Origin of the sequence: Nonomuraea phyllanthi (genome assembly GCF_006334985.2) — a bacterium.
GTDB classification, from domain to species: domain Bacteria; phylum Actinomycetota; class Actinomycetes; order Streptosporangiales; family Streptosporangiaceae; genus Nonomuraea; species Nonomuraea phyllanthi.
The window spans coordinates 62,524-82,500 of sequence record NZ_VDLX02000018.1; the positions used below are offsets into that span (position 1 = coordinate 62,524).

Genomic DNA, 19,977 nt, shown 5'->3' on the forward strand with positions numbered 1-19,977 from the left:
GGGTGGCCGGCGGCACGGGTCACATGCCGCGCGGCTTGAGCAGGTCTTCGGCCAGTCCGCCGAGCCAGTCGATGAAGAAGGCGATGCACGCGGTCAGCACACCGCCGACGATGGTCACGGGCATCCGGTTGAGCTTGAGCCCGTTGATGATGAGCTCGCCGAAGCCGCCGGCGGCGACGAAGGCGCCGAGCGTGGCGACGCCGACGGTCAGCACCAGCGCGGTGCGCAGCCCGGCCAGGATGGCGGGTACGGCGAGCTTGAGCTCGACGCGGCGCAGGATCTGACCCCTGGTCATGCCCATGCCGCGAGCGGCCTCGATGAGCGCCGGGTCGACCTGCTGCACGCCGACCATCGTGTTGCGCAGCACCGGGAGCACCGCGTACGCGACGAGGCCGACCAGGGCGGTCTGGAAGCCCACGCCCATCAGGAACGTGCACAGCACGAGCAGGCCGATGCACGGGACCGCCTGGCCCAGGTTGCCCACGGTGAGGATGACGGGGGCGATCAGCCGGTTCGTGGCCCGGGAGGCGGCCACGCCCAGCGGGATCGCGATGACCACGACGAGCGCCGTCGCGGCCAGCGTCATCTCCAGGTGCTCGATGGTCTTGGCCACGATGACCGCCCGGTTGAGGCTGCGCTGCTCGATGGAGTCGAGCTCCAGCGTGCTCACCCACGCGTACAGGGCGACCAGGACCACGGCGATGGCGACGGGCGTGAAGAGGACGCGCGTCCCGAACGGGAGGCGCCGGAGCGGCCGGGCCCGGCGGGCGGCGATGGTGTCAGCGGTCACCGGCCACCGCCTCCTCGGGGCGGGTGCCGTCCGGGCGGTTCCCCACGGCCTCGCACAGCGTGGCGTAGGTGAGCACGCCGGAGGGGGTGCTGCACCGGTCGGTTCCGTGGGCCAGCATGAGGTCCAGCGCCTCGCGCAGGCTCGCGTCCGGGGCGACCTGGGGCAGGACGGGGTCCGGCAGCGGCTCCGTGACCGGCACGTCCGCCACCTGCAGCAGCGCGAGCCGCTTGAGCGTGGCGTCCTGGCCGATGAAGCCGGCGACGTAGTCGTCGGCGGGGTCGCTGAGGATGGCGGCCGGCGTGTCGTACTGGGCGATGTGCGAGCCCTCGCGCAGGACCGCGATGCGGTCGCCCAGCTTGATCGCCTCCTCGAAGTCGTGGGTGACGAAGATGATGGTCTTGCGCAGCTGCTTCTGCAGCCGGACGAACTCGTTCTGCAGGTGCTCGCGGGTGATCGGGTCGGTGGCGCCGAACGGCTCGTCCATGAGCATCACGGGCGGGTCGGCGGCCAGCGCGCGGGCGACGCCGACGCGCTGCTGCTGCCCGCCGGACAGCTGGCGCGGGTAGCGGTCGGTGAAGGCCCCGGGCTCCAGGTGGACCAGCGTCAGCAGCTCCTCGACCCGGGCGGCGATCTTCTCCTGCGACCAGCCGAGCAGCTTGGGCACCAGGCCGATGTTCTGGGCCACGGTCAGGTGCGGGAAGAGCCCGACCTGCTGGATGGCGTACCCGATGTGCCGGCGCAGCTCGTCGGGGTTCAGGCTCAGCACGTCACGGCCGCCGATGCGGATCTCGCCCGAGGTGGGCTCCACCAGCCGGTTGATCATCTTCATCGTGGTCGTCTTGCCGCAGCCCGACGGGCCGACGAAGACCACCAGCTCACCGGCCGGGATGTCCATGCTCACGTTGTCGACCGCCGGGGCCGTCTGGCCCGGATAGCGCTTGGTCAGCGAGCGCAGCTCGATGCGCACGCCTTCGGTGTCACGGTCGAACACGAAGCCCCCTCGGGGTGGTCAGGTGGCGGACGACGTAGAAGAACACGTCGAAAAGGATGGCGATGATCACGATGCCGAGCGTCCCGGCGAGCGTGGCGTTGAGCGAGTTCACCGAGCCGAGCCTGGACAGGCCCTCGAAGATCTGGTTGCCCAGGCCCGGCCCGTCGACGAAGGCGGCGATGGCGGCGATGCCGATGAGCATCTGCGTCGAGATGCGGATGCCGGTCAGGATCAGCGGCCAGGCCAGCGGGAGCTGAACCCGTAGCAACAGGCGCGGGCGGCTCAGGCCCATGCCGCGGCCGGCCTCGACGGTGGCCGCGTCCAGGCCGCGCAGCCCGGTCACGGTGTTGCGGATGATCGGCAGGAACGCGTACGCGGTGAGCCCGAGCAGCGTGGAGCCCCAGCCGAGACCGGTAAGGGGGATGAGCAGGGTCAGCAGGGCCAGGGACGGGATCGTCAGGATGGCGGCGGAGACCGCGATCGACGCTTCCCGGGCTCGAGGCACACCGTGGGTGAGCACTCCGACGCCCACGCCGATCACGGTGGCGATGGCGATGGCGACGGCCACGACCATGGCGTGCTCGGCGGCGGCCAGCGAGAGGGTGTCCCATCGTGAGATCACGTACTCGCTGAAACTCATAAAGGGACCAACCTTCGCTTACGCTTGCATGGACTCGCAAACGTATGCGACTTGTTGCGGTCAGTGCAAAATCAGGTGCAGCTAGCGCAACAATAGCGCAATGCTTCTGTTATGAACGGACAAGGATGAGCGACAAGCCGCCGGCGCCCTCGGCCGGCCTGCGACGGGACATGGAGATCCTCGAAGTACTCGCAGGTCACGGCGACGATCGGGACACGGACGGGTTCGGCGTCAGCTGGATCGCCCAGCGGCTGGGCCGGGAGAAGAGCCAGGTCTCCAGGGCACTGCGAGCCCTGGAGCTGGAGGGTATGGTCGAGCGGGACGCCGTCACCCGGCGTTACCGGCTGGGGTGGCGGCTGTTCGCGCTGGCCGCGCGCAGCCAGCAGGCGCGGCTGGTCCAGGTGGCCGCCCCCTACCTGCGGCGCCTCGCCACCGCCTTCGACGAGGACGCCTACCTGTGCGTCCTGCGCGGCAACCGGGTGCTGACGCTGCTGTCGGTGCCCTCCTCACGGGCCTACCACCGGGTCTGGGAGGGCATCACGGTGCCGGTGATCATGGCTGCGGCCGGGCGCTCGCTGCTGTCGGAGTGGGACGGCGAGCGGGTGCGCGAGCTGCTGCGGGCCACCCTGCCCTCCGGCCTCGACAGCGCGGTCGGCAGCGAGGACGACTGGCTGGCCGAACTCGCCCACGCCCGGACCGCCGGTTACGCGGTCTCGGACGTCGAGCTGGACGACGGCGCGGCAGGCGTGTCGGCGCCCGTACGCGACCACCGGGGGATCATCACGGCGGCGATCAGCGTGTCCGTCACGCGGGCCGCCCCGCCGGAGCGCCTGCACGAGATGGGCGCCGTCGTGGCGGAGACGGCACGCGAGCTGTCCACCGCGCTGGGGCTCCCGCCGTCCGGCCACCCGGTCGCCGCCTGCCCGGAGCCCCCGGGAGCCGACTGACGCCCGGTCAGGCCGCCGTCACGGCCGGCACCAGGTGCCCGGTCCGCACCAGCCAGATCGCGCGCTCCAGGTCCGGGGTCTGGTAGCGGTCGTCGGCCAGGGGCGTGATGTACCTCCTGAGCTCGTCGTGCAGGCCCTGCGTGACCTCGCCGAGCGGCAGGCCCGCCATGCGCTCCGCGATGAGGTCGATGCCCTGGGCCGCCATGAGGTACTGGACGGCCAGGACGATCTCCAGCCGGTCGAGGTTCTCCCGGAGGTCCCGCACGGAGGCCATCGCCATCGTGTTGTGGTCCTCCTGGCCGTCCTTGACCGGCCTGGACAGCGTCCCGGCCGGCGTGGCCCTGACCTGCAGCTCCGGCACCAGCGCGGCGGCGACCGTCTGCACCTGGACCATGCCGGAGTTGAGCCCGACCGTCCCTCCTGCGAGGTTCGCGGGCAGGCCGTAGCTCCACCGGGGCGACAGCAGCCGTCCCGACAGCTCCTGCGACAGCACGCCGACGTCGGCGATCTCGGCGTTCAGGCTGTCGGTGAGATGCCCCATGATGGAGGCGTCCCAGTTGCCGCCCATCACGAACTCGTAGCCCTGCCCCTGCCTGCGCTGGAAGACCAGCGGGTTGGAGGTGGACGAGTTCGCCTCCCGCACCAGCGTGCGGCGCATGTCGGCCAGCACGTGCCGCAGCCCCGCCATGATGTGCGGCGCCGCCCGCACCGACACCGCGTCCTGCACGCGCGGCTCGTAGTTCGCCGGGTCCAGGCGCCTGCGGCCCTCCTCCGTCATCCAGCCCGAGCCCCGCACCATCGCGCGCAGCCGCTCGGCCACCGCGTTCTCCTCGGGGATGTGGCGTTCCTTGTGGGTACGCGCGTCGAGCGAGCTCCGCTCGGCCCTGGTCGCCTCCATGAACAGGGCGAACGCGCCCTCCGCCTGGTCGGCCAGGACGGTGGCGCGGCGCACGGAGTCCATGAGCATGGCCGCCACGACGGTGCTGCCGCTGACGATCGGCAGCGCCTCCCCGGCCTGCAGGACGAAGTCCCTGGCGAGGCCCGCCTGCGGCAGGATCTCGGAGGCCGGACCGACCTGGCCCCGGTAGCGTACGGGGGCGTTCTCGCCGATCGCCGCCAGGCCCGCCGCGGCCTGCGGCTGCAGGTCGCCGGTGCCGAGCGAGCCGATCTGCGGCATCAGCGGCACGACCCCGGCGTTGACCATGGCCAGCAGGCGCTGCGGCACCTCGGGCCGCACCCCGTACGTGCCCCTCGCCATCTGGTTGGCCTTGAGGATCAGGGCGAGCCTGGCCATGTTGTCGGGCAGCGGCTCGCCGACGCCCGCGGCGTGGGAGCGCAGGACGTTGCGCTGGAACTGCTCGGCCTGCTCCGGCGAGAGCGGGCGGTCCTTCAGCGGCCCGAGCGCCTGGTTCCAGCCGTACACCCGCTGGGTCTCCAGAGCGGCGAGCGCGCCCTGGCGCGAGCGGTTCATGGCCGCCGGCACGGACGGGGCGAGCCGCGCGGTGACGGGGCGGCCGTCGAGGATCGCGGCGGCGTCCCGCAGCGAGAAGGACTTGCCGTCCAGCACCAGGTCGAGCGCCTGCGCCTGGGGCTGCGTGGGTGCGGGCGCCGGAGCGGGCGCCACGGGCTCGGCGACCGCCCGCCCGGGTACGCACAGGCCGGCGAGCAAGCTCACGCCGACGGCAATTCGTCCTGTCCTGGTGGTCACCGTGCCCCCCGGCCTCGCGACAACGATCAGTGCCGCTCCGTTATAGGCACGGGGGACGCTCTCGCCGGCGAGGGCTCGGCACCGCGAGCCGAGTGCTGACCGGCCCTAGAGCAGGCGCTTACCCTGCCGTGGACGACAGGCCCCGGCACGCCGCCCGGTGGCCCGATCGCGACGGTGCCCCCTTCCCTTCCGGGAGGAGGGCACCTTCTGGCCGGTGGTCACCGATGGCGGCGCTTCGACATCGCGCCCAGCGCCGTCGCCGCCAGGCCGACGCAGAGGATCACGAACCCCGTGGCGACGTTGTTGGCGATCGCGCCGACGCCGCCTCCGTGCGGCGACAGGACCCAGGGGGCGATGATCGTCCAGATGCCGATGATCGGGATGACCCAGGCGAGCCCGTGCATGCGACCGTAGGCCGAGGCGATGCCGCCCGCCAGGATCGCCAGGGCGACGCCCGTGATCAGGTTGTTGACGGTCAGGTTCGTACGCGGAAAGAAGCCGACCACCCATGGTGAGATCGCGAGATACAGACCGCTGAGCAGGGCCAGCCCGCTCACGGACTGCCCCGAAGGGCTCTGCGCCGCCTGGTCGTAGCGCGAGCGCATCTCGGCTATGTCAGGGTGCTGGCCCATGTCGTACGTCGGATGGGTCGGCCGGGTCGGACGTTCAGCCATGCCGCACACACCTGCCTTCTGTCTCGGGTGGAGGTGTGGATGCAGGTCACCTGCCCGCGCAATCATGGCAACACGCCTGCCCAGCGTAAGGATTGTCCAAAGGCCGCATGCCGGCCCAGGGGGTCAGTGCTCGATGCTGGCGTTGAAGTGCGCGAGCCCCTCGGCGAAGGCGGCCAGTTCCTCGGGCGTCCAGTCCTTCAGCACCGACGCCAGGCCCTTGAGCCGGTGCTCGCGCTCCCCGGCCACCCGCCGCAGGCCCTCCTCCGTGACGCGGAGCTTGCGGGCCATCCCGCCCTCCGGGTCGGGGATGCGCTCGGCCAGCCCGTCGCGCAGCAGGACGGCGGTCTGCCGGTTGACCGTGGAGGTGTCGAGGCTGAAGGCCAGGGCGAGCTGCCCGATCGACATCGGCCCCTCGGCCTCCAGGCGGCTGAGCAGGATGTAGCTGCTGCCGCGTTCGAGCCGCGGCTCGGGGCAGGGCGCGGCGGCGGCCGCCAGTTCCTTGTAGCGGCCGATGAGCATGAGTTCCCGTTCGATGTGAACGATCTCCTCGCGCACGGACACCCCCCAACCGCGCCCAGAATATCCCTCTAAATCGTGATGTGTAGGATACACACCATATGCATCGTGCATAGGGGGATGCGAGATACGGGGGACCCATGAGTCGGACGCACGCCGCGCCGCGCAGCGGAGCGATCATCAGCGTACTGGCGGCCGCGGGCATCACGGTCTCGCTCATGCAGACCCTGATCGTCCCGCTGATCGCCACCCTGCCGACGCTCCTGCACACCACCACCGCCAACGCCTTCTGGGCCATCACCGCGACCCTCCTGGCCGGCGCGGTGGCCATGCCCGTCTCAGGGCGGCTCGGCGACCTGTACGGCAAGCGCCGCGTCATGGTGGTCAGCGCGCTCCTGCTGGCAGCCGGCTCCCTGGTGTGCGCCCCCGCCAACTCGCTGACCCCCATGGTGATCGGCCGCACGCTGCAGGGCCTCGGCCTGGGCGTCATCCCGCTCGGCATCGCCATCATGCGCGACGTGCTGCCGCCGCAGCGGCTCGGCTCGGCCATCGGCCTGATGAGCTCCTCGCTGGGCGTCGGCGGCGCGCTCGGCCTGCCCGCCGCCGCGCTCGTCGCCCAGTACGTCAGCTGGCACGCGCTGTTCTGGGGCGCGGCCGGGCTCGGCCTGGTGATGAGCGTGCTGATCCTGGTGATCGTGCCGGAGGCGCCGGTCAAGGCGCGCGCTCGATTCGACTTCGTCGGGGCGGCCGGCCTGGCGGCCGGCCTGGTCCTGCTCCTGCTGCCGATCTCGAAGGGCAGCGACTGGGGCTGGACGAGCGGCACCACGCTCGGCATGTTCGGGGCCGCGGTGGTGGTCCTGCTGCTGTGGGGATGGTGGGAGCTGCGCACGCCCGCGCCCCTGATCGACCTGCGCACCAGCGCCCGCCGCCAGGTGCTGCTGACCAACCTGGCCTCCATCGTCATCGGCTTCGCGATGTACGCCATGTCGCTGATCACGCCGCAGCTCCTGCAGCTGCCCGCGGCCACCGGCTACGGCCTGGGCCGGTCGATGGTCGAGGCCGGGCTGTGGATGGCGCCGGCCGGGCTGATGATGATGGCCGTCTCGCCCGTCGCGGCCCGCCTGTCCTCGGCCCGCGGGCCGAAGACGTCGCTGCTGCTCGGCACCGTCGTCATCGCCTCCGGCTACCTGCTCGCCCTCGCCCTGATGGGCCACGCCTGGGGCGTGCTGATCTTCTCCTGCGTGGTCAGCGCCGGGATCGGCTTCGCGTACGCGGCCATGCCGTCCATCATCATGAGCGCCGTGCCGCTCAGCGAGACCGCCGCCGCCAACGGCCTCAACAGCCTGATGCGCTCCATCGGCACGTCCTGCGCCAGCGCCGTGCTCGGGGCGCTGCTGGCCAACATGACGATCAAGCTGGGCCCGGTGACGCTGCCGTCCGAGGACGGCTTCCGCGCCGGGTTCCTCTTCGGCGGCGCGGTGGCGCTGGTGGCGGCGCTCATCGTGCTGACGATCCCGGGCCGCCGCGCCGCCGCCCATCGCGCGTCCTCCGGCGAGCCCGCCGGCGCCGGCCACGAGGTCCGCGCCCGGTAGTGCGGCCGGAGCGAACCGGCATCGGGCCCTGACAGCGGGCCGGGCCTCGGCTAGCATGCCGCTGCGGACGCGGGCTGAGCCGGGATGGTGGGCGATGGCAGAGGTACGGCGCCGATACGTGGACACCCGGTTCGGCCAGATGCATCTCGCCGAGTGCGGCACGGGCGCGCCGGTGCTGTTCCTGCACCAGACGCCGCGCTCGTGGACCGAGTACGTCCGGGTGCTGCCCATCGCGGGCGGCCACGTGCGCGCCATCGCCCCCGACACGCTCGGCTTCGGCCAGTCGGCCCGTATCGACGAGTTCAGCATCGAGCGGTTCGCCGACGGCGTGGAGGCGGTGCTCGACGCGCTCGGCCTCCCCCGGGTCGCCCTGGTCGGCCACCACACCGGCGCCGTGATCGCGCTGGAGGTGGCGGCCCGCGCCCCGTCGCGGCTGTCGTCGCTGGTGCTCTCGGCGATGCCGCACGTCACGCCCGAGCGCCGGGCCAGGATGAGCGGCCGGCCGCCGGTCGACCACGTCGTGCCGGCGCCCGACGGCGGCCACGCGAGCGAGCTGTGGCGGCAGCGGCGCGGCTTCTACGACGCGGGCCAGGAGGACGACCTCACCCGGTTCCTGGTGGACGCGCTGCAGGTCGTGGACCGGCTCGGCGACGGTCACGCCGCGGTGAACGCGTACGGGATGGCGGCGCGGCTGCCGCTCGTCCGCACCCGCACCCTGCTGATGTGCGGAGCGGACGACCCGTACGCGCTGCCCGACCAGCCGGCCCTGGCGCGGGCGCTGGACTGCGAGCTGAAGGTGATCGACGGCGCCGGCGTGCACCTGCCCGAGCAGCGGCCGGACGCCTTCACCGAGGCGGTGCTGTCGTTCCTGAAAGCCGGTCCGGACGGCGACCTTTACTCATGAACGACGTTTAAGCACCGTGTAACTTGTCAACTACTGTGCGTATAAGTTGCCTGGTCAAAAGGTAAAGGTTGCACCGAGAGGTTCGGTGAAGCACCCTCATGCACATCGAGCACGAAGAACACGACCATCGCCTCCAGCTCCCGCACAGCCACGCCGCCACCCTCGACGACACCGTCACGCTGCCGGTCCAGGCGGCCGGTCCCGGCCAGCTGACCCTGCTGACCCCCGCCGCCGTGCACCACCAGGTCTTCACCGTCGTACGCCTGCGGGCGGGCTACGACCTGGCCGAGGTGGACGCGTTCCTGGCCGGCGTGGAGACCACGCTCAGCCTGCTCTGGCAGGACAACGCGCACCTGCGTGAGCGTCTCGCGGCCGTCCCCGTCCCGCCGAGCCCGGCGGAGCGGCTGGCCGAGGCCGAGCAGAGCGCGCAGCAGACGGTCGAGGTCGCCCGGGAGGAGGCGCGCCGGCTCCTCGACGAGGCCCGCGACGACGCCGAGCGGCTGCGGCAGGAGGCCGCCGCCGCGGCCGAGGCGGTCACCCGGGCCGCCCGGCTGGCCTACCGCGCGGCCATCGAGGAGCAGTTCGACCACTTCGACTCCGTGCTGTCCGACCACGGCCGCCAGTTGCAGGACAGCCTGCGCGACCAGCTGGGCCGGCTGCGCACCGTGCTGGAGGATCTCGCCGCGCCCAGCCGTGCCGCGCAGACGGGCCCCCTCGCGGCGCCCTGACCGGCATTCTCCTCAGCAGTTCCCAGAAGTCGCCGTTTCGCCGGAAAGCCACTGTCTCGTCAGTAAGTCGCAGTCTCGCCAGAAAGGCTGTCACATGTCCTTGCCGCTCGGGGGGCCGGCTCTGCAGTCGGCGCTGCAAGACGCCGGCCTGAACACCGCCATGCCCGCCTGGACGGTGTGGGTCGCCGTGGGCCTGGTCGCCCTGTCCACGCTGGCCGGCGCCCATCTGGCCCACCGCAACGCCGCCAGGATCAGCATCTGGCTGGCCGTCGCCTCGGCTCTCATGCTCATCACCGCCCTGACCGACGTGATGCCCGACGCCTGGCGCGAGGCCGCCGCCACCGAGGTGCCGCTGTGGGTGGTGGCGCTGGCCGGCCTGACCGGATTCGCCGCGATCACGTACTTCACCCGCCACGGCTGCGCCCACCCGCACCAGCCGGGACAGCACGCCCGGCACGCCCCTGGCCTGCACCGGCGCGTCAAGCAGGCCGTCAGCGCCGCGGTGTACGGGGGCGTGGGCACGGCCGTCGCGCTGAGCCTGCACCGCATGATCGAGGGCGCCACCCTGGTCCTGGCCGCCTCGGCCATCGTCGTGGCGGCGCTCATGATCCACTCGGCCGGTGAGGGGCTGGCCATGACCGCCATGCTCGACATGGCCAGCAAGCGGCGCGCTCCCTGGCTGCTGCTCTCCTGCGCCAGCCCGGCGGCCGGGGTCGTGCTGGCCACGGTGGCGCCGCTGCCGCCGCAGAGCGTGCCCATCCTGCTCGGCCTGCTCACCGGCGTGCTGCTGCGTACGGCGGTGATCGGGTTGCAGATCGCCCGCACCAGCGGGCGGATGGTGCGGCGGCACGTCGCCGTGGCCGCGGTGGGCGTGCTGGCGGTGGGCGCGCTGCTGGTGACGGGGGAGGCGATGTTCGCCGGCGACCTGCCCACCCCTGAACTGCCCGTCGCCGCCGCCGGCCAGGCCGCCGTGCCGCTCGTCCCGCACACCCGCACGCCGTCGCCGCTGCCGACGCCGACGCGCCGGCCCGAGCCGATGACGCCCTCGGAGCTGCGCGCCGCCGTCGCCGGCGGGCGGCTCGGCCTGGAGTCCCTGCTCACGCGCAGCGACCTGGCCACCATCGGGGCCGACGTCGAGTGGCTGCTGCGCGCCCTGCCGGGGCGCAGCGCCGCCGAGATCACCCGGGTGCTGCGCAGGGCGCGGGTCGGCAGCGGCGCCAGCATCGGCGACCTGACCCTGCGCCAGCGCCACTACCTGCTGCTCGCCCTCGGCGCCGCGCCCGCGCCCCGCTGAGCCCTCAGTCGCCGGGCGCCGCGAACTCGGTGCTCAGCAGGCCCATCATCAGGAAGTCGTGCCGCCTGCCCTTCGTGCGGAACGCCTCCCGCCGCCTGCCCTCCTCCACGAACCCCACCTTGGTGTACGCCCGCACGGCCGCCGCGTTGTCGGCCACCACCCAGAGCATCACCCGGTGCAGGCCCATGTCCTCGAAGGCGTAGCGGCAGATCACCCGCAGCGCGTCGGTCGCGTAGCCGCCGTTCCAGTGGTCGCGGTCGCCGATGGCGATGCTCTGCAGGGTGGCCTCGCCGTGGACGAAGTCGGTGTCGCCGAGCGCGACATATCCGATCAGCTTCCCGCCGTCGAGCGTCTCGATGCCCAGCACCATCTGCTCGAACGTGTTGCGCGGCCGGTTCGCCCCCTTCTCCATGTTCTGGGCGAGCGAGATGGGCGGGCTGCCGTCCATCCACCGGCCCACCTCGGGGTCGTGGTACCACCGCCACAGGGGCTCGCTGTCGGCGGGCTCGAGGGCCCGCAGGCGTACACGTTCTCCGGTCAGCACAAAGGAGGGTCTACCAGGATTCCGGGCAGCGCCACAAACGAATAAACCCGGGACCGGAAGGGGGCGTTCCGGCGAGCGGGGCGGCCCGCGGCGGTCTCAGGGCGCGCGGCCGGTGAGGTAGCGCTGCAGCACCGGCGCCACCCAGGCGATGAGCTCGTCGGGCTCGGACTCCACCAGCGCGTCCACCCGTACGGCGTAGCGGGCGATGCCCAGCCCGACGATCTGGCCCGCCGTGAGGGCGGCGCGCAGCTCGGGATGGTCCACGCCGAGCTTCCTGGTGAGCTCGCCGAGCATGTCGTTGGCCAGGAACTCGCGGATCAGGGCCGCGGCGTGCGCGTTGGTCGCCGCCGCGCGCATCAGGCCGAGCACCGGCCCCGGCTGCTCGACGTCGCCGAGCAGGCTCAGCATGTGCCGGGCCAGGCGCTCGCCGATCCTGCCGCGCGGCCCGTCCAGCAGCCCGGCCACGGCCTGCTCGGGCTCGAACACCGAGGTGACGACGGCGCTGAACAGCTGCTCCTTGCCGCCGAAGGAGCGCCGCACGAGCGCCGGGTCCACGCCCGCGAGCGCGGCCACCTGGCGCATGCTGGTGGCCTCGTAGCCGGCGGTGCTGAAGGCCGAGGCCGCCGCCGAGACGATCTCCGCCCTGGTGGTCGATGTCCCGGGCCGCCGTCCCGTCCTGCGCGTCCTGTCATCCACGCCGGACACGTTATATCCTCACGTACGGACTTCTCCAGCCAGGGGGTTGGTACGGGCGGGGGTGCGCGTCCCGTCGGCTCCGGCACCGGGCGGGTGCGGGTCCCGTCAGGCTCGGCGGTGGGCGGCACGCGTCGGCGCGGGCTCGCCGATCGCGTAGGCCACCGCGTGCTCGACGCCCAGCCTGGCCCCCCGCCGGAAGGCCGAGGTGAATGCCGCTCCGCCCAGCTCACGGTGGGATCGGCCCACGCAGCGCTCGTGCCACAGCGCGTGGTAGCTCACCCACTCGGGCGAGGCCCCCACCGCCTGCCACAGCGCGTGCGCCGCGCCCAGCAGCACGGCGGCCCGGTCGTGCTCGCCCCGCTCGCACGAGATCCACGCCAGCACCTCCAGGCACTGGGTGAGGCACCACCGGTCGTTGATACCCCCGGTGAACGCGGTGGCCGCCGTCACCAGCGCCTCCGCCTCGCGGCTGTCGCCCGCGTTCCAGCGGGCCACCCCGAGCGCGAGCCGGCCGTACGCGTGGTGGAAGATCTGCGCCTGCTGCCGCTCGCACAGCTCCAGCAGCTCCTCGCCGGTCTCGATGGCCCGGGCGGGATCCTCCTCCGAGCCGTACGCCGTGGCGACGTAGAGGGCGAGGATCACGCCGTCGAGGTCGCCGAGCGCGCGGTGGAGGTCGAGGGCCTCCCGCGCGAGCGCGAGGCCGCGCCGGGCGTCGCAGGTGAAGAACGCCACGACGCTCTCGGTGCGCCGGGCGCTCGCCAGCTGCCGCTCGTCGCCCGCCTCGCGGGCCATGCCGACGCACGCCTCCAGCTCGGGCACCGCCGCCAGCAGGTCGCCCTGGCGCAGGGCGAGCATGCTGTCGGCCCACAGCCCGGCCGCGCGGACCCGGCCGGGCTCCGTCACCAGCTCCAGGCCGCGCTCCAGCCAGTAGCGGCCCTCGCTGAGCGAGCCGACGAGCAGCCAGAAGCACCACATCGACGACGCGGCGGCCAGCCCGTCGCCGGCCAGCGCGGGGTCGCTCAGGCACGTCTCCAGGGCGACGCGGATGTTGGGCAGCTCCCGTTGCAGCATCAGATAGCGCTCCAGCTGCTCGGGAACCATCCGGTCGATCCGCTGCTCCTCCACCAGGCCCCGGTAGTGGCCGACGTAGCTCAGGCGCAGCCACCGCAGCTCGTCGGGGGAGAGCCGCTCGCCGCCGTACGCGCGCAGGGTCTCCGGCATGCGGTAGCGGGACCCGTCGCTCACCAGGATCGACTTGTCGACCAGCCCGGCCAGCAGGTCGAGCACGTCGAACCCGTCGATGCCGTCGCCCGAGCACACCGCCTCGGCGGTCTCCAGGTCGGCCCCCGCGGCGAACATCGACAGCCGCGCCCACAGCCGCTGCTCCCCGTCCGAGCACAGGCGGTAGCTCCAGTCGATGGTCGCGCGGAGCGTCTGGTGGCGGGCGAGCGCGGCGGGCACGCGCGCGGCCGGCAGGTCGAAGCGCTCCTCCAGCTCGCGTACGAGCTCGCCGAGCGGCAGGGTGCGCAGGCGGCCCGCGGCCAGCTCGATCGCCAGCGGGATGCCGTCCAGGCGCTGCACCAGCCGGGACACCGACGCCATGTTGCCCGGCTGCAGCGTGAAGTCGTGCATGACGGCCGCCGCGCGCTGCACGAACAGGCGGACCGCGTCGTGACGGGCGATCTCCCGCAGCGTCTCGTCGTGGCCGGGGACGGGCAGGGGAACGACCCGCAGCACCTGCTCGCCGTAGACCCCCAGCGACTGCCTGCTGGTCGCCAGCACCTGCAGCCGCGGCGCCTCCCGCAGCAGCCGCTCCACGAACCGGGCGCACACCGCGCTCAGGTGCTCGCAGTTGTCGAGGATCAGCAGCATCCGCCGGCCCGCGAGGTAGTCGACCAGCAGCGTCATCAGGTCGCCGCGCCCGCCGCGCAGGCCCAGCGCCGCGGAGACCGCCTGTTCGAGCAGGTCGCCGGTCTCCAGGGTGGCCAGCTCGACCACCTCGACGCCGTCCGGGTACGACTGCCGCAGCAGCTCCCCGGCCCGCAGCGCCAGCCGGGTCTTGCCGACGCCGCCCACGCCGGTCAGGGTCAGCAGCCGGGACCTGCCCAGCAGCTTGCGCACCGAGGCCAGCTCGTGCGTGCGCCCGACGAAACTCGACCTGTCGAACGCCGGGCCGGGGCTCATGGGGACCTCCTGGGCAGCAGCTCGCCCTGTTCGCCGACCCAGGCGGCGATCTGGGCCCGCGAGTTGAACCCGAGCTTGTTGAGGATGTGCTCCACGTGCCCCTCGGCCGTGCGCTGCGCGATCACCAGCGAGGCCGCGATCGCCTTGTTGGTCATGCCCTGGGCCACGAGCTGGGCGATCTCCATCTCCCTGCGGGTGAGCGGCGAGGCCGCCCTGCCCGCCGGCTCGGCCACCTCGCAGGCCTCGCCCATGGCGTACGCGATCGCCTCGGCGGGAGCGAGCTCGGTGCCACGGCGGAAGCCGGACTCGTACGCGCGCCCGCCCAGACGCTCGCGCGCCAGCGCCTCGGCGGTGTCGTGGTAGTCGGTCAGGTAGCCGAGCAGGGGCGCGCCGAAGGAGCGCCAGCTCTCCTGCGAGGCGCCGAACAGCACCGCGGCGCGCTCGGCCGCGTCGTCTGCGGCCATCCACGCCAGCGCCTCGATGCACTGCGCGATGCCCAGCCGGTCGTCGAAGGGCCGCTTGAGCCGGATGGCCTCCCGCTCGGTCTCGACCGCCGCGGCCGTGTCGCCCCGCCGCCACATCTCGATCCCGTACACCCACAGCGTGTACGACCGGAACCAGTGCTCCTTGCGGGCCTCGCAGATCGCCAGGCACTCCTTGTACTGGACGTCGGCCACGTCGGAGTGGCCGAGCAGCGAGTGGGCGGTGGCGAGATACATCATCGCGTTGGCCACGCCCATGGGCGCGTCCGCCGCCCGATGCCCCTCGACCGCCTCGCCGAACATGTCGACCGCGAGGGGGTAGTCGCACCGGATCAGGCCCGTGAGGCCGGAGACGTACGCGACGTTCGCGAGAACCCGCGCGTCGCCGAGCCGCGTGGCCAGGCGGCGGCTCTCGTCCAGCATCGCCGCGGCCGGAGCGAAGTCGCTCTGCAGCACCGCCAGCCGCGCGTTGAGGCACAGGGCGCCGGCGCGGGCCGCCGTCGGCTCGTCGCCGGCGGCGAGCAGCCGGTCGAGCCAGCCGCGCCCCTCCCGCAGCGAGCCGGCCGCGATCCAGTAGAAGCGCAGCGCGGTGGCGATGTCGAGGCCGCGCTCCACCTCGCCCGGCGCCGTGAGGCAGTGGTCGAGCGCCGTGCGCAGGTTGCCGTGCTCAGCGCGCAGGCGCATGAACCAGCTCACCTGGTCGGGGCCGAACCACGCCTGCTGCGCCCGGGAGACCAGGTCGTCGCACCAGTCGCGGTGCCGGGCCTTCAGCGCCGGCTCCTCGCCCGCCGCGCGCAGCCGCTCGCGGCCGTACTGGCGGATCGTCTCCAGCAGGCGGTAGCGCACGGTCGACTGGTGCTCCTCGCGGGCCAGCACCGACTTGCCGACCAGGCCGACCACCAGGTCGACCACCTCGTCGGCGGGGATGCCGTCGCCCGAGCACACCTGCTCGGCCGCCTCCAGGTCGAGACCGCCGGAGAACACCGACAGCCGCGCCCACAGCAGCCGCTCCCGCTCGGTGCACAGGGCGTAGCTCCAGTCGATCAGTGCCCGCAGCGTCTGCTGGCGCGGCATGGCGGTCCGCGCGCCCGCCGTGAGCAGCCGGAACCGGTCGTCGAGCCGGTCGAGCAGCTGCTCCGCGGAGATCGCCCGCAGCCGCACGGCCGCCAGCTCGATTGCCAGCGGGATGCCGTCGAGCCGCCGGCAGATGCGGGCCACGGTCTCCTGGTTGTCCTCCGTCACCTCGAACCCGGGGAGCACGGCCTGCGCCCGCTCGGCGAACAGCCGGATCGCGTCGACCTGCCTCAGCGACTCGGCGGACGGGCGCGAGCCGTCGACGTCGGGGATGGGCAGCGTCGGCACGGCCATCGTCTGCTCGCCCACGACGCCGAGCGACTGGCGGCTGGTCGCCAGGATCTGCAGGCCGGGCACCGCCCGCATCAGCGTCTCGGTCACCCTCGCGCACTCGTCCAGCAGGTGCTCGCAGTTGTCGAGGATCAGCAGCAGCTGCCGGTCGCGCAGGTGATCGATGAGCACGTCGAGGGAGGGACGCACGGAACGGTCCTGGATCTCCAGGGACTCGGTCACCGTCTGCACGAGCAGTTCGGGGCTCTCCAGCGCCGCCAGCTCGGCCAGCCACACGCCGTCACGGAAGTTGCGCCGCAGGTCGAACCCCACCCGCAGGGCCAGCCGGGTCTTGCCGACGCCGCCCGCGCCGACGAGCGTCACCAGCCTGGCGTCGGCCAGCAGCCGCTTGACCTCGGCGATCTCGTGCCGCCGGCCCACGAAGCTGTTGAGCTCTGCCGGGAGCCGGCACGAAACGTTCGGTGCGGTCATGGTCATGAATGCTCCAACGGCCTCGGGCGCTCGGATCACCGAGCCTCCGCCCCCAGATTATTCGGTGAACGGTTTCTCTCGCACTTTCTCTTTCTCCGGCGGGCGGGTAGGTCAAGCCAATCTCTCATTTACCGAAAAAATGGTAAAAATACGGTTGACCTGGTCTTTCGTATGAGAAAAGCGCATTTTAGCCCGATTTCGTGCGGTGCCGCACTTTCGCTGATAAGGGTGCTTACGGTGAGGCGGGCAGGTGCCGCAGATCGGCGGCCATCCTGGCGGCCGTCTCGGTCAGGGCCGGGAGGACGTCGCGGAGCAGGTCGGCGCGGCTCGCCCGGCCGGCGTGCGCGGTGACGTCGACGGCCGCCACCACCCGCCCGTCCCGGCCGCGCACCGGCACGGCGATCGACCGTACGCCCTCCTCCAGCTCCTCGTCGACCAGCGCGTACCCGTCCCTGGCGGCCTGCGCGACGGCGGGACTCGGCGGGTCGGCGGCGTCACGCGCCGCCAGGAGGACGCGGCCCATGGAGGTGGCGTGGGCGGGGAAGCGGGAGCCGACCGTGATGGTGACGGACACGATGCCGGGTGCGGGGACCCGCGCCACGTACAGGACGTCGTCGCCGGACAGCACCCCGACCGAGGCCGGCTGCCCCACCCTGGCCACCAGATCGGCCAGGTGCGGCCGGACCACCTCGCCGAACCCGCGCTCCGACAGCGCGGCACAGCCCAGCTCCATCACCCGGGGGAGCAGGGCGTAGCGGGAACCGTCGTGGCAGGTCGCGTACCCGAGCCGGGCCAGCGCCTCCAGCGAGCGCCTGACGGCGGCCTTCGGAAGGCCCGTCGCCCGTGCGGCGCCCGCCGCGCTCAGGCCGCCGCGAGCCGAACCGAGCGACATCAGCACGGCCAGACCGCGGGCCAGCGCCTGCAGGTACCCCGCACCGAGCTCCTCCTTGCCGTTCCTCGATTCCCGCCCGCCCGCCAGGCGGTCGGAGGGAAGGTCCGCGGCGGCGGAATCCGGCCCGGCCGGCGCCTCCAGGGCGTGCGCGCGGCCTGGTTGGCTTTCGCGCGGGAGGTCCGTGGAGTCGGGTGCCGCACTTGCCAGACGCGCCGGGGCGGGTGCGCCTTCGGCAACGGTGTCAGGGGTGGCCGGGTGGTCGGTGGAAGTCGGCGCGGGGGTGGCGAGGGCCGCTTCCATGTGGGCGACCGTTTCGCGGAGCCGGGGGAGGGCGTGGTCGCGCAGGCCGGCGGCGGTGTGGCGGCTGGTGTGGCTGACCACGCTCACCGCGCACACGGCCCGCCCCTCCGCGTCCCGTACGGGCATCGCGACCGCGATCAGGCCCGGCTCGATGAGCTGGTCGTCCACGGCCCACGGCGCCGGCGGGCCGAGCAGGACGAGGCCGGCGGCGCAGCGGTCGGCGGGGAGGAGGTCGCCGACCCGGAAGGCGACCGACATGGCGCGCCGCCGGGTGAACTGGCCGATGAAGCGCACCCCGTCGCCGTCCCTGACCGCCAGCGACACGGACTCGTCCAGCTCCTCCGCCAGCCGCTCCGCGAACGGCGCGAGGGGATCGCGCAGGCCGTCGCACGTCAGGTAAGCCTCGGCCAGCTCCATCAGGCGCGGCGCCGGCGTCAGGTCGCGGCCCTCGGTGCGGACGTAGCCGAGGTGGACCAGCGTGGCCACGACCCGGTCGACGGTCGACCTGGCCAGGCCGGTGGCCCGCACCAGGTCGGTGGCCCGCATCCGCCCCGGGTGCGCGCGCCCGGCGGGCGCCCGGCCCGTGGAAGCGCGGCCGGCCGAGACGGAGGCGAGGGCGCGGCCGGGCGCGACGTCGGTGGGAGCGCGGCCGGCCGGGACGGCGGTGAGGGCTCGCAGCACGGCCAGGCCGCGTTCCAGGGTTCCCGCGGCCTCCATCCCGCCCCTCCTCCCGATCAAGCTCTTTGACATGAGCGCGGTCCTGTACGCATACTCGTCAGCACAATAGTGAACTAATGTGCGCTATGCGAACACTTTCCGAATGGAGCGTCGTGCGGAGAGACAAGGTGGTCGCGACCCCCGAGGAGGCGCTGGCGGGCGCGCGCGACGGCGCGTCGTTCGCGGTCGGCGGCTTCGGCCTCAGTGGCATCCCCAACGTGCTGATCCGTGCCCTCTACGACTCCGGCGTCACAGGGATCGGCGTGGTGTCCAACAACTGCGGGGTGGACGGCGGCGGCCTGGGCGTCCTGCTGGCCGCCGGGCGCATCGCGCGCGTGACCGCCTCCTACATCGGCGACAACAAGGAGTTCGCCCGCCAGTACCTGGGCGGCGAGCTGGAGGTGGAGCTGACCCCGCAGGGCAGCCTGGCCGAGCGGCTGCGCGCGGGTGGCGCGGGCATCCCCGCCTTCTACACCCCGGCGGGGGTGGGCACGCCGGTCGCCGACGGCGGCCTGCCGCTGCGCCACCACCCGGACGGCTCGGTCGCGGTGGCCTCCCCGCCGAAGGAGGTGCGCGAGTTCGACGGCCGGCCGTACGTGCTCGAACACGGCATCAGGACGGACTTCGCCCTCGTCAGGGCGGCCAAGGGCGACCGCTACGGCAACCTGGTCTTCGCCAAGGCGGCGCGCAACTTCAACCCCCTGGCGGCGATGGCCGGGCGGATCACGGTCGCCGAGGTCGAGGAGCTGACCGAGCTGGACCCGGACGAGGTGCACCTGCCGGGCGTGTTCGTCCAGCGCGTCCTCGTCCTGACCCCCGAGCAGGCCGCCGACAAGGCGATAGAGAAACGTACGACTTCCGCGCCTCCGGCAGGAGAGGGAACGGTCTCATGAGCTGGAGCAGGGACGAGATGGTCGCGCGGGCGGCGGCCGAGCTGCGCGACGGCGACTACGTCAACCTCGGCATCGGGCTGCCCACCCGCATCCCGTCCTTCCTCCCGCCGGAGGTGGACGTGGTCCTGCACTCGGAGAACGGCATCCTCGGCGTCGGCCCCTACCCGGCCCCCGACGCGCTGGACCCCGACCTGATCAACGCGGGCAAGGAGACGGTGACCGTGCTGCCCGGCGCGGCGTTCTTCGACTCGGCGCTGTCGTTCGGGATGATCCGCGGCGGGCACATCGACGTGGCGGTACTGGGCGCGATGCAGGTCTCGGCCCGCGGCGACCTGGCGAACTGGATGGTCCCCGGCAAGCTGGTCAAGGGCATGGGCGGGGCGATGGACCTGGTGCACGGCGCGCGCCGGGTCATCGTGATCATGGAGCACACCGCCAGGGACGGCTCCTCCAAGATCGTCCAGGAGTGCTCGCTGCCCCTCACCGGGAAGGAGTGCGTGCACCGGGTCATCACCGACCTCGGGGTGCTCGACGTCAGCGGCGACGGGCTGAGGCTGGTGGAGACCGCGCCCGGGGTGAGCGCCGCCGAGCTGCGCGACCGTACGGATGCCGAGGTGCTGCTTTGAACGTGCTTCTCACGAGAACCGGG

At 72.9% G+C, this 19,977-nt stretch carries 18 protein-coding genes; 7 read left to right on the top strand and 11 right to left on the bottom strand.

Going from position 1 to position 19,977, the window contains the following annotated elements; all coding sequences use genetic code 11:
- Positions 1-19 precede the first annotated feature (19 nt).
- From FH608_RS37760 to FH608_RS37770, 3 genes are read right to left on the bottom strand one after another with little or no spacing between them, the layout of a single operon-like run.
- Entirely contained in the window at positions 20-790 is a 771-nt protein-coding gene (locus tag FH608_RS37760) for an ABC transporter permease (RefSeq protein ID WP_193318848.1), read from the bottom strand.
- On the bottom strand, positions 780-1,781 hold the full coding sequence (locus FH608_RS37765; RefSeq protein ID WP_226900248.1) for an ABC transporter ATP-binding protein: 1,002 nt from the start codon (positions 1,779-1,781) through the stop codon (positions 780-782). Before FH608_RS37765 ends, FH608_RS37760 begins: the two co-directional genes overlap by 11 nt.
- Positions 1,768-2,421: an ABC transporter permease gene (locus tag FH608_RS37770; RefSeq protein WP_139635193.1), complete on the bottom strand. Its 654-nt coding sequence runs from the start codon at positions 2,419-2,421 to the stop codon at positions 1,768-1,770. Before FH608_RS37770 ends, FH608_RS37765 begins: the two co-directional genes overlap by 14 nt.
- A gap of 125 nt (positions 2,422-2,546) precedes the next feature.
- Between FH608_RS37770 and FH608_RS37775 the strand changes: the two genes are divergently transcribed.
- On the top strand, positions 2,547-3,368 hold the full coding sequence (locus FH608_RS37775; RefSeq protein ID WP_193318849.1) for an IclR family transcriptional regulator: 822 nt from the start codon (positions 2,547-2,549) through the stop codon (positions 3,366-3,368).
- Between the two features lie 7 nt (positions 3,369-3,375).
- Here the strand turns inward: FH608_RS37775 and FH608_RS37780 are convergent, their stop codons facing one another.
- The 3 genes from FH608_RS37780 to FH608_RS37790 form a co-directional block, all read right to left on the bottom strand.
- Entirely contained in the window at positions 3,376-5,043 is a 1,668-nt protein-coding gene (locus FH608_RS37780; protein WP_226900249.1) for an HAL/PAL/TAL family ammonia-lyase, read from the bottom strand.
- 251 nt (positions 5,044-5,294) lie between these two features.
- A complete protein-coding gene (locus FH608_RS37785; protein WP_139635196.1) occupies positions 5,295-5,750 on the bottom strand; it encodes an SPW repeat protein in 456 nt (151 codons plus the stop codon).
- Positions 5,751-5,873: 123 nt separating this feature from the next.
- A complete protein-coding gene (locus tag FH608_RS37790; RefSeq protein WP_226900250.1) occupies positions 5,874-6,305 on the bottom strand; it encodes a MarR family winged helix-turn-helix transcriptional regulator in 432 nt (143 codons plus the stop codon).
- A gap of 101 nt (positions 6,306-6,406) precedes the next feature.
- Between FH608_RS37790 and FH608_RS37795 the strand changes: the two genes are divergently transcribed.
- From FH608_RS37795 to FH608_RS37810, 4 genes are all read left to right on the top strand, one after another.
- Positions 6,407-7,858, top strand: coding sequence for an MFS transporter (locus FH608_RS37795; protein ID WP_139635198.1), 1,452 nt, complete (start codon positions 6,407-6,409; stop codon positions 7,856-7,858).
- Positions 7,859-7,952: 94 nt separating this feature from the next.
- Positions 7,953-8,762, top strand: coding sequence for an alpha/beta fold hydrolase (locus tag FH608_RS37800; protein WP_139635199.1), 810 nt, complete (start codon positions 7,953-7,955; stop codon positions 8,760-8,762).
- A 98-nt stretch (positions 8,763-8,860) separates the two neighbouring features.
- Positions 8,861-9,490: a DivIVA domain-containing protein gene (locus FH608_RS37805; protein ID WP_139635200.1), complete on the top strand. Its 630-nt coding sequence runs from the start codon at positions 8,861-8,863 to the stop codon at positions 9,488-9,490.
- A 94-nt stretch (positions 9,491-9,584) separates the two neighbouring features.
- Complete coding sequence (locus FH608_RS37810) at positions 9,585-10,784, top strand: ZIP family metal transporter (protein ID WP_139635201.1); 1,200 nt, start codon at positions 9,585-9,587, stop codon at positions 10,782-10,784.
- Between the two features lie 4 nt (positions 10,785-10,788).
- On the opposite strand, the gene FH608_RS37815 is transcribed toward FH608_RS37810, so the two are convergent.
- The 5 genes from FH608_RS37815 to FH608_RS54240 all read right to left on the bottom strand — a co-directional run bounded on the left by FH608_RS37815 (position 10,789) and on the right by FH608_RS54240 (position 18,435).
- Positions 10,789-11,328 carry a GNAT family N-acetyltransferase gene (locus tag FH608_RS37815; RefSeq protein ID WP_139635202.1) on the bottom strand — a complete coding sequence of 180 codons (540 nt, stop codon included), beginning with the start codon at positions 11,326-11,328 and terminating at the stop codon, positions 10,789-10,791.
- A 96-nt stretch (positions 11,329-11,424) separates the two neighbouring features.
- Entirely contained in the window at positions 11,425-12,024 is a 600-nt protein-coding gene (locus tag FH608_RS37820) for a TetR/AcrR family transcriptional regulator (protein WP_193318850.1), read from the bottom strand.
- A 105-nt stretch (positions 12,025-12,129) separates the two neighbouring features.
- Positions 12,130-14,208, bottom strand: coding sequence for an ATP-binding protein (locus tag FH608_RS37825; RefSeq protein WP_139635204.1), 2,079 nt, complete (start codon positions 14,206-14,208; stop codon positions 12,130-12,132).
- Entirely contained in the window at positions 14,205-16,532 is a 2,328-nt protein-coding gene (locus FH608_RS37830; RefSeq protein WP_139635205.1) for an ATP-binding protein, read from the bottom strand. Before FH608_RS37830 ends, FH608_RS37825 begins: the two co-directional genes overlap by 4 nt.
- 226 nt (positions 16,533-16,758) lie before the next feature.
- Positions 16,759-18,435, bottom strand: coding sequence for an IclR family transcriptional regulator domain-containing protein (locus tag FH608_RS54240; protein ID WP_139635206.1), 1,677 nt, complete (start codon positions 18,433-18,435; stop codon positions 16,759-16,761).
- 113 nt (positions 18,436-18,548) lie between these two features.
- Here FH608_RS54240 and FH608_RS37840 point away from each other — a divergent pair, with 113 nt between their 5' ends.
- Both FH608_RS37840 and FH608_RS37845 read left to right on the top strand, forming a co-directional pair.
- Positions 18,549-19,328, top strand: a complete 780-nt coding sequence (locus FH608_RS37840) for a CoA transferase subunit A (RefSeq protein WP_226900251.1) — start codon at positions 18,549-18,551, stop codon at positions 19,326-19,328.
- Complete coding sequence (locus FH608_RS37845) at positions 19,325-19,954, top strand: CoA transferase subunit B (protein WP_139635208.1); 630 nt, start codon at positions 19,325-19,327, stop codon at positions 19,952-19,954. Before FH608_RS37840 ends, FH608_RS37845 begins: the two co-directional genes overlap by 4 nt.
- Positions 19,955-19,977 lie beyond the last annotated feature (23 nt).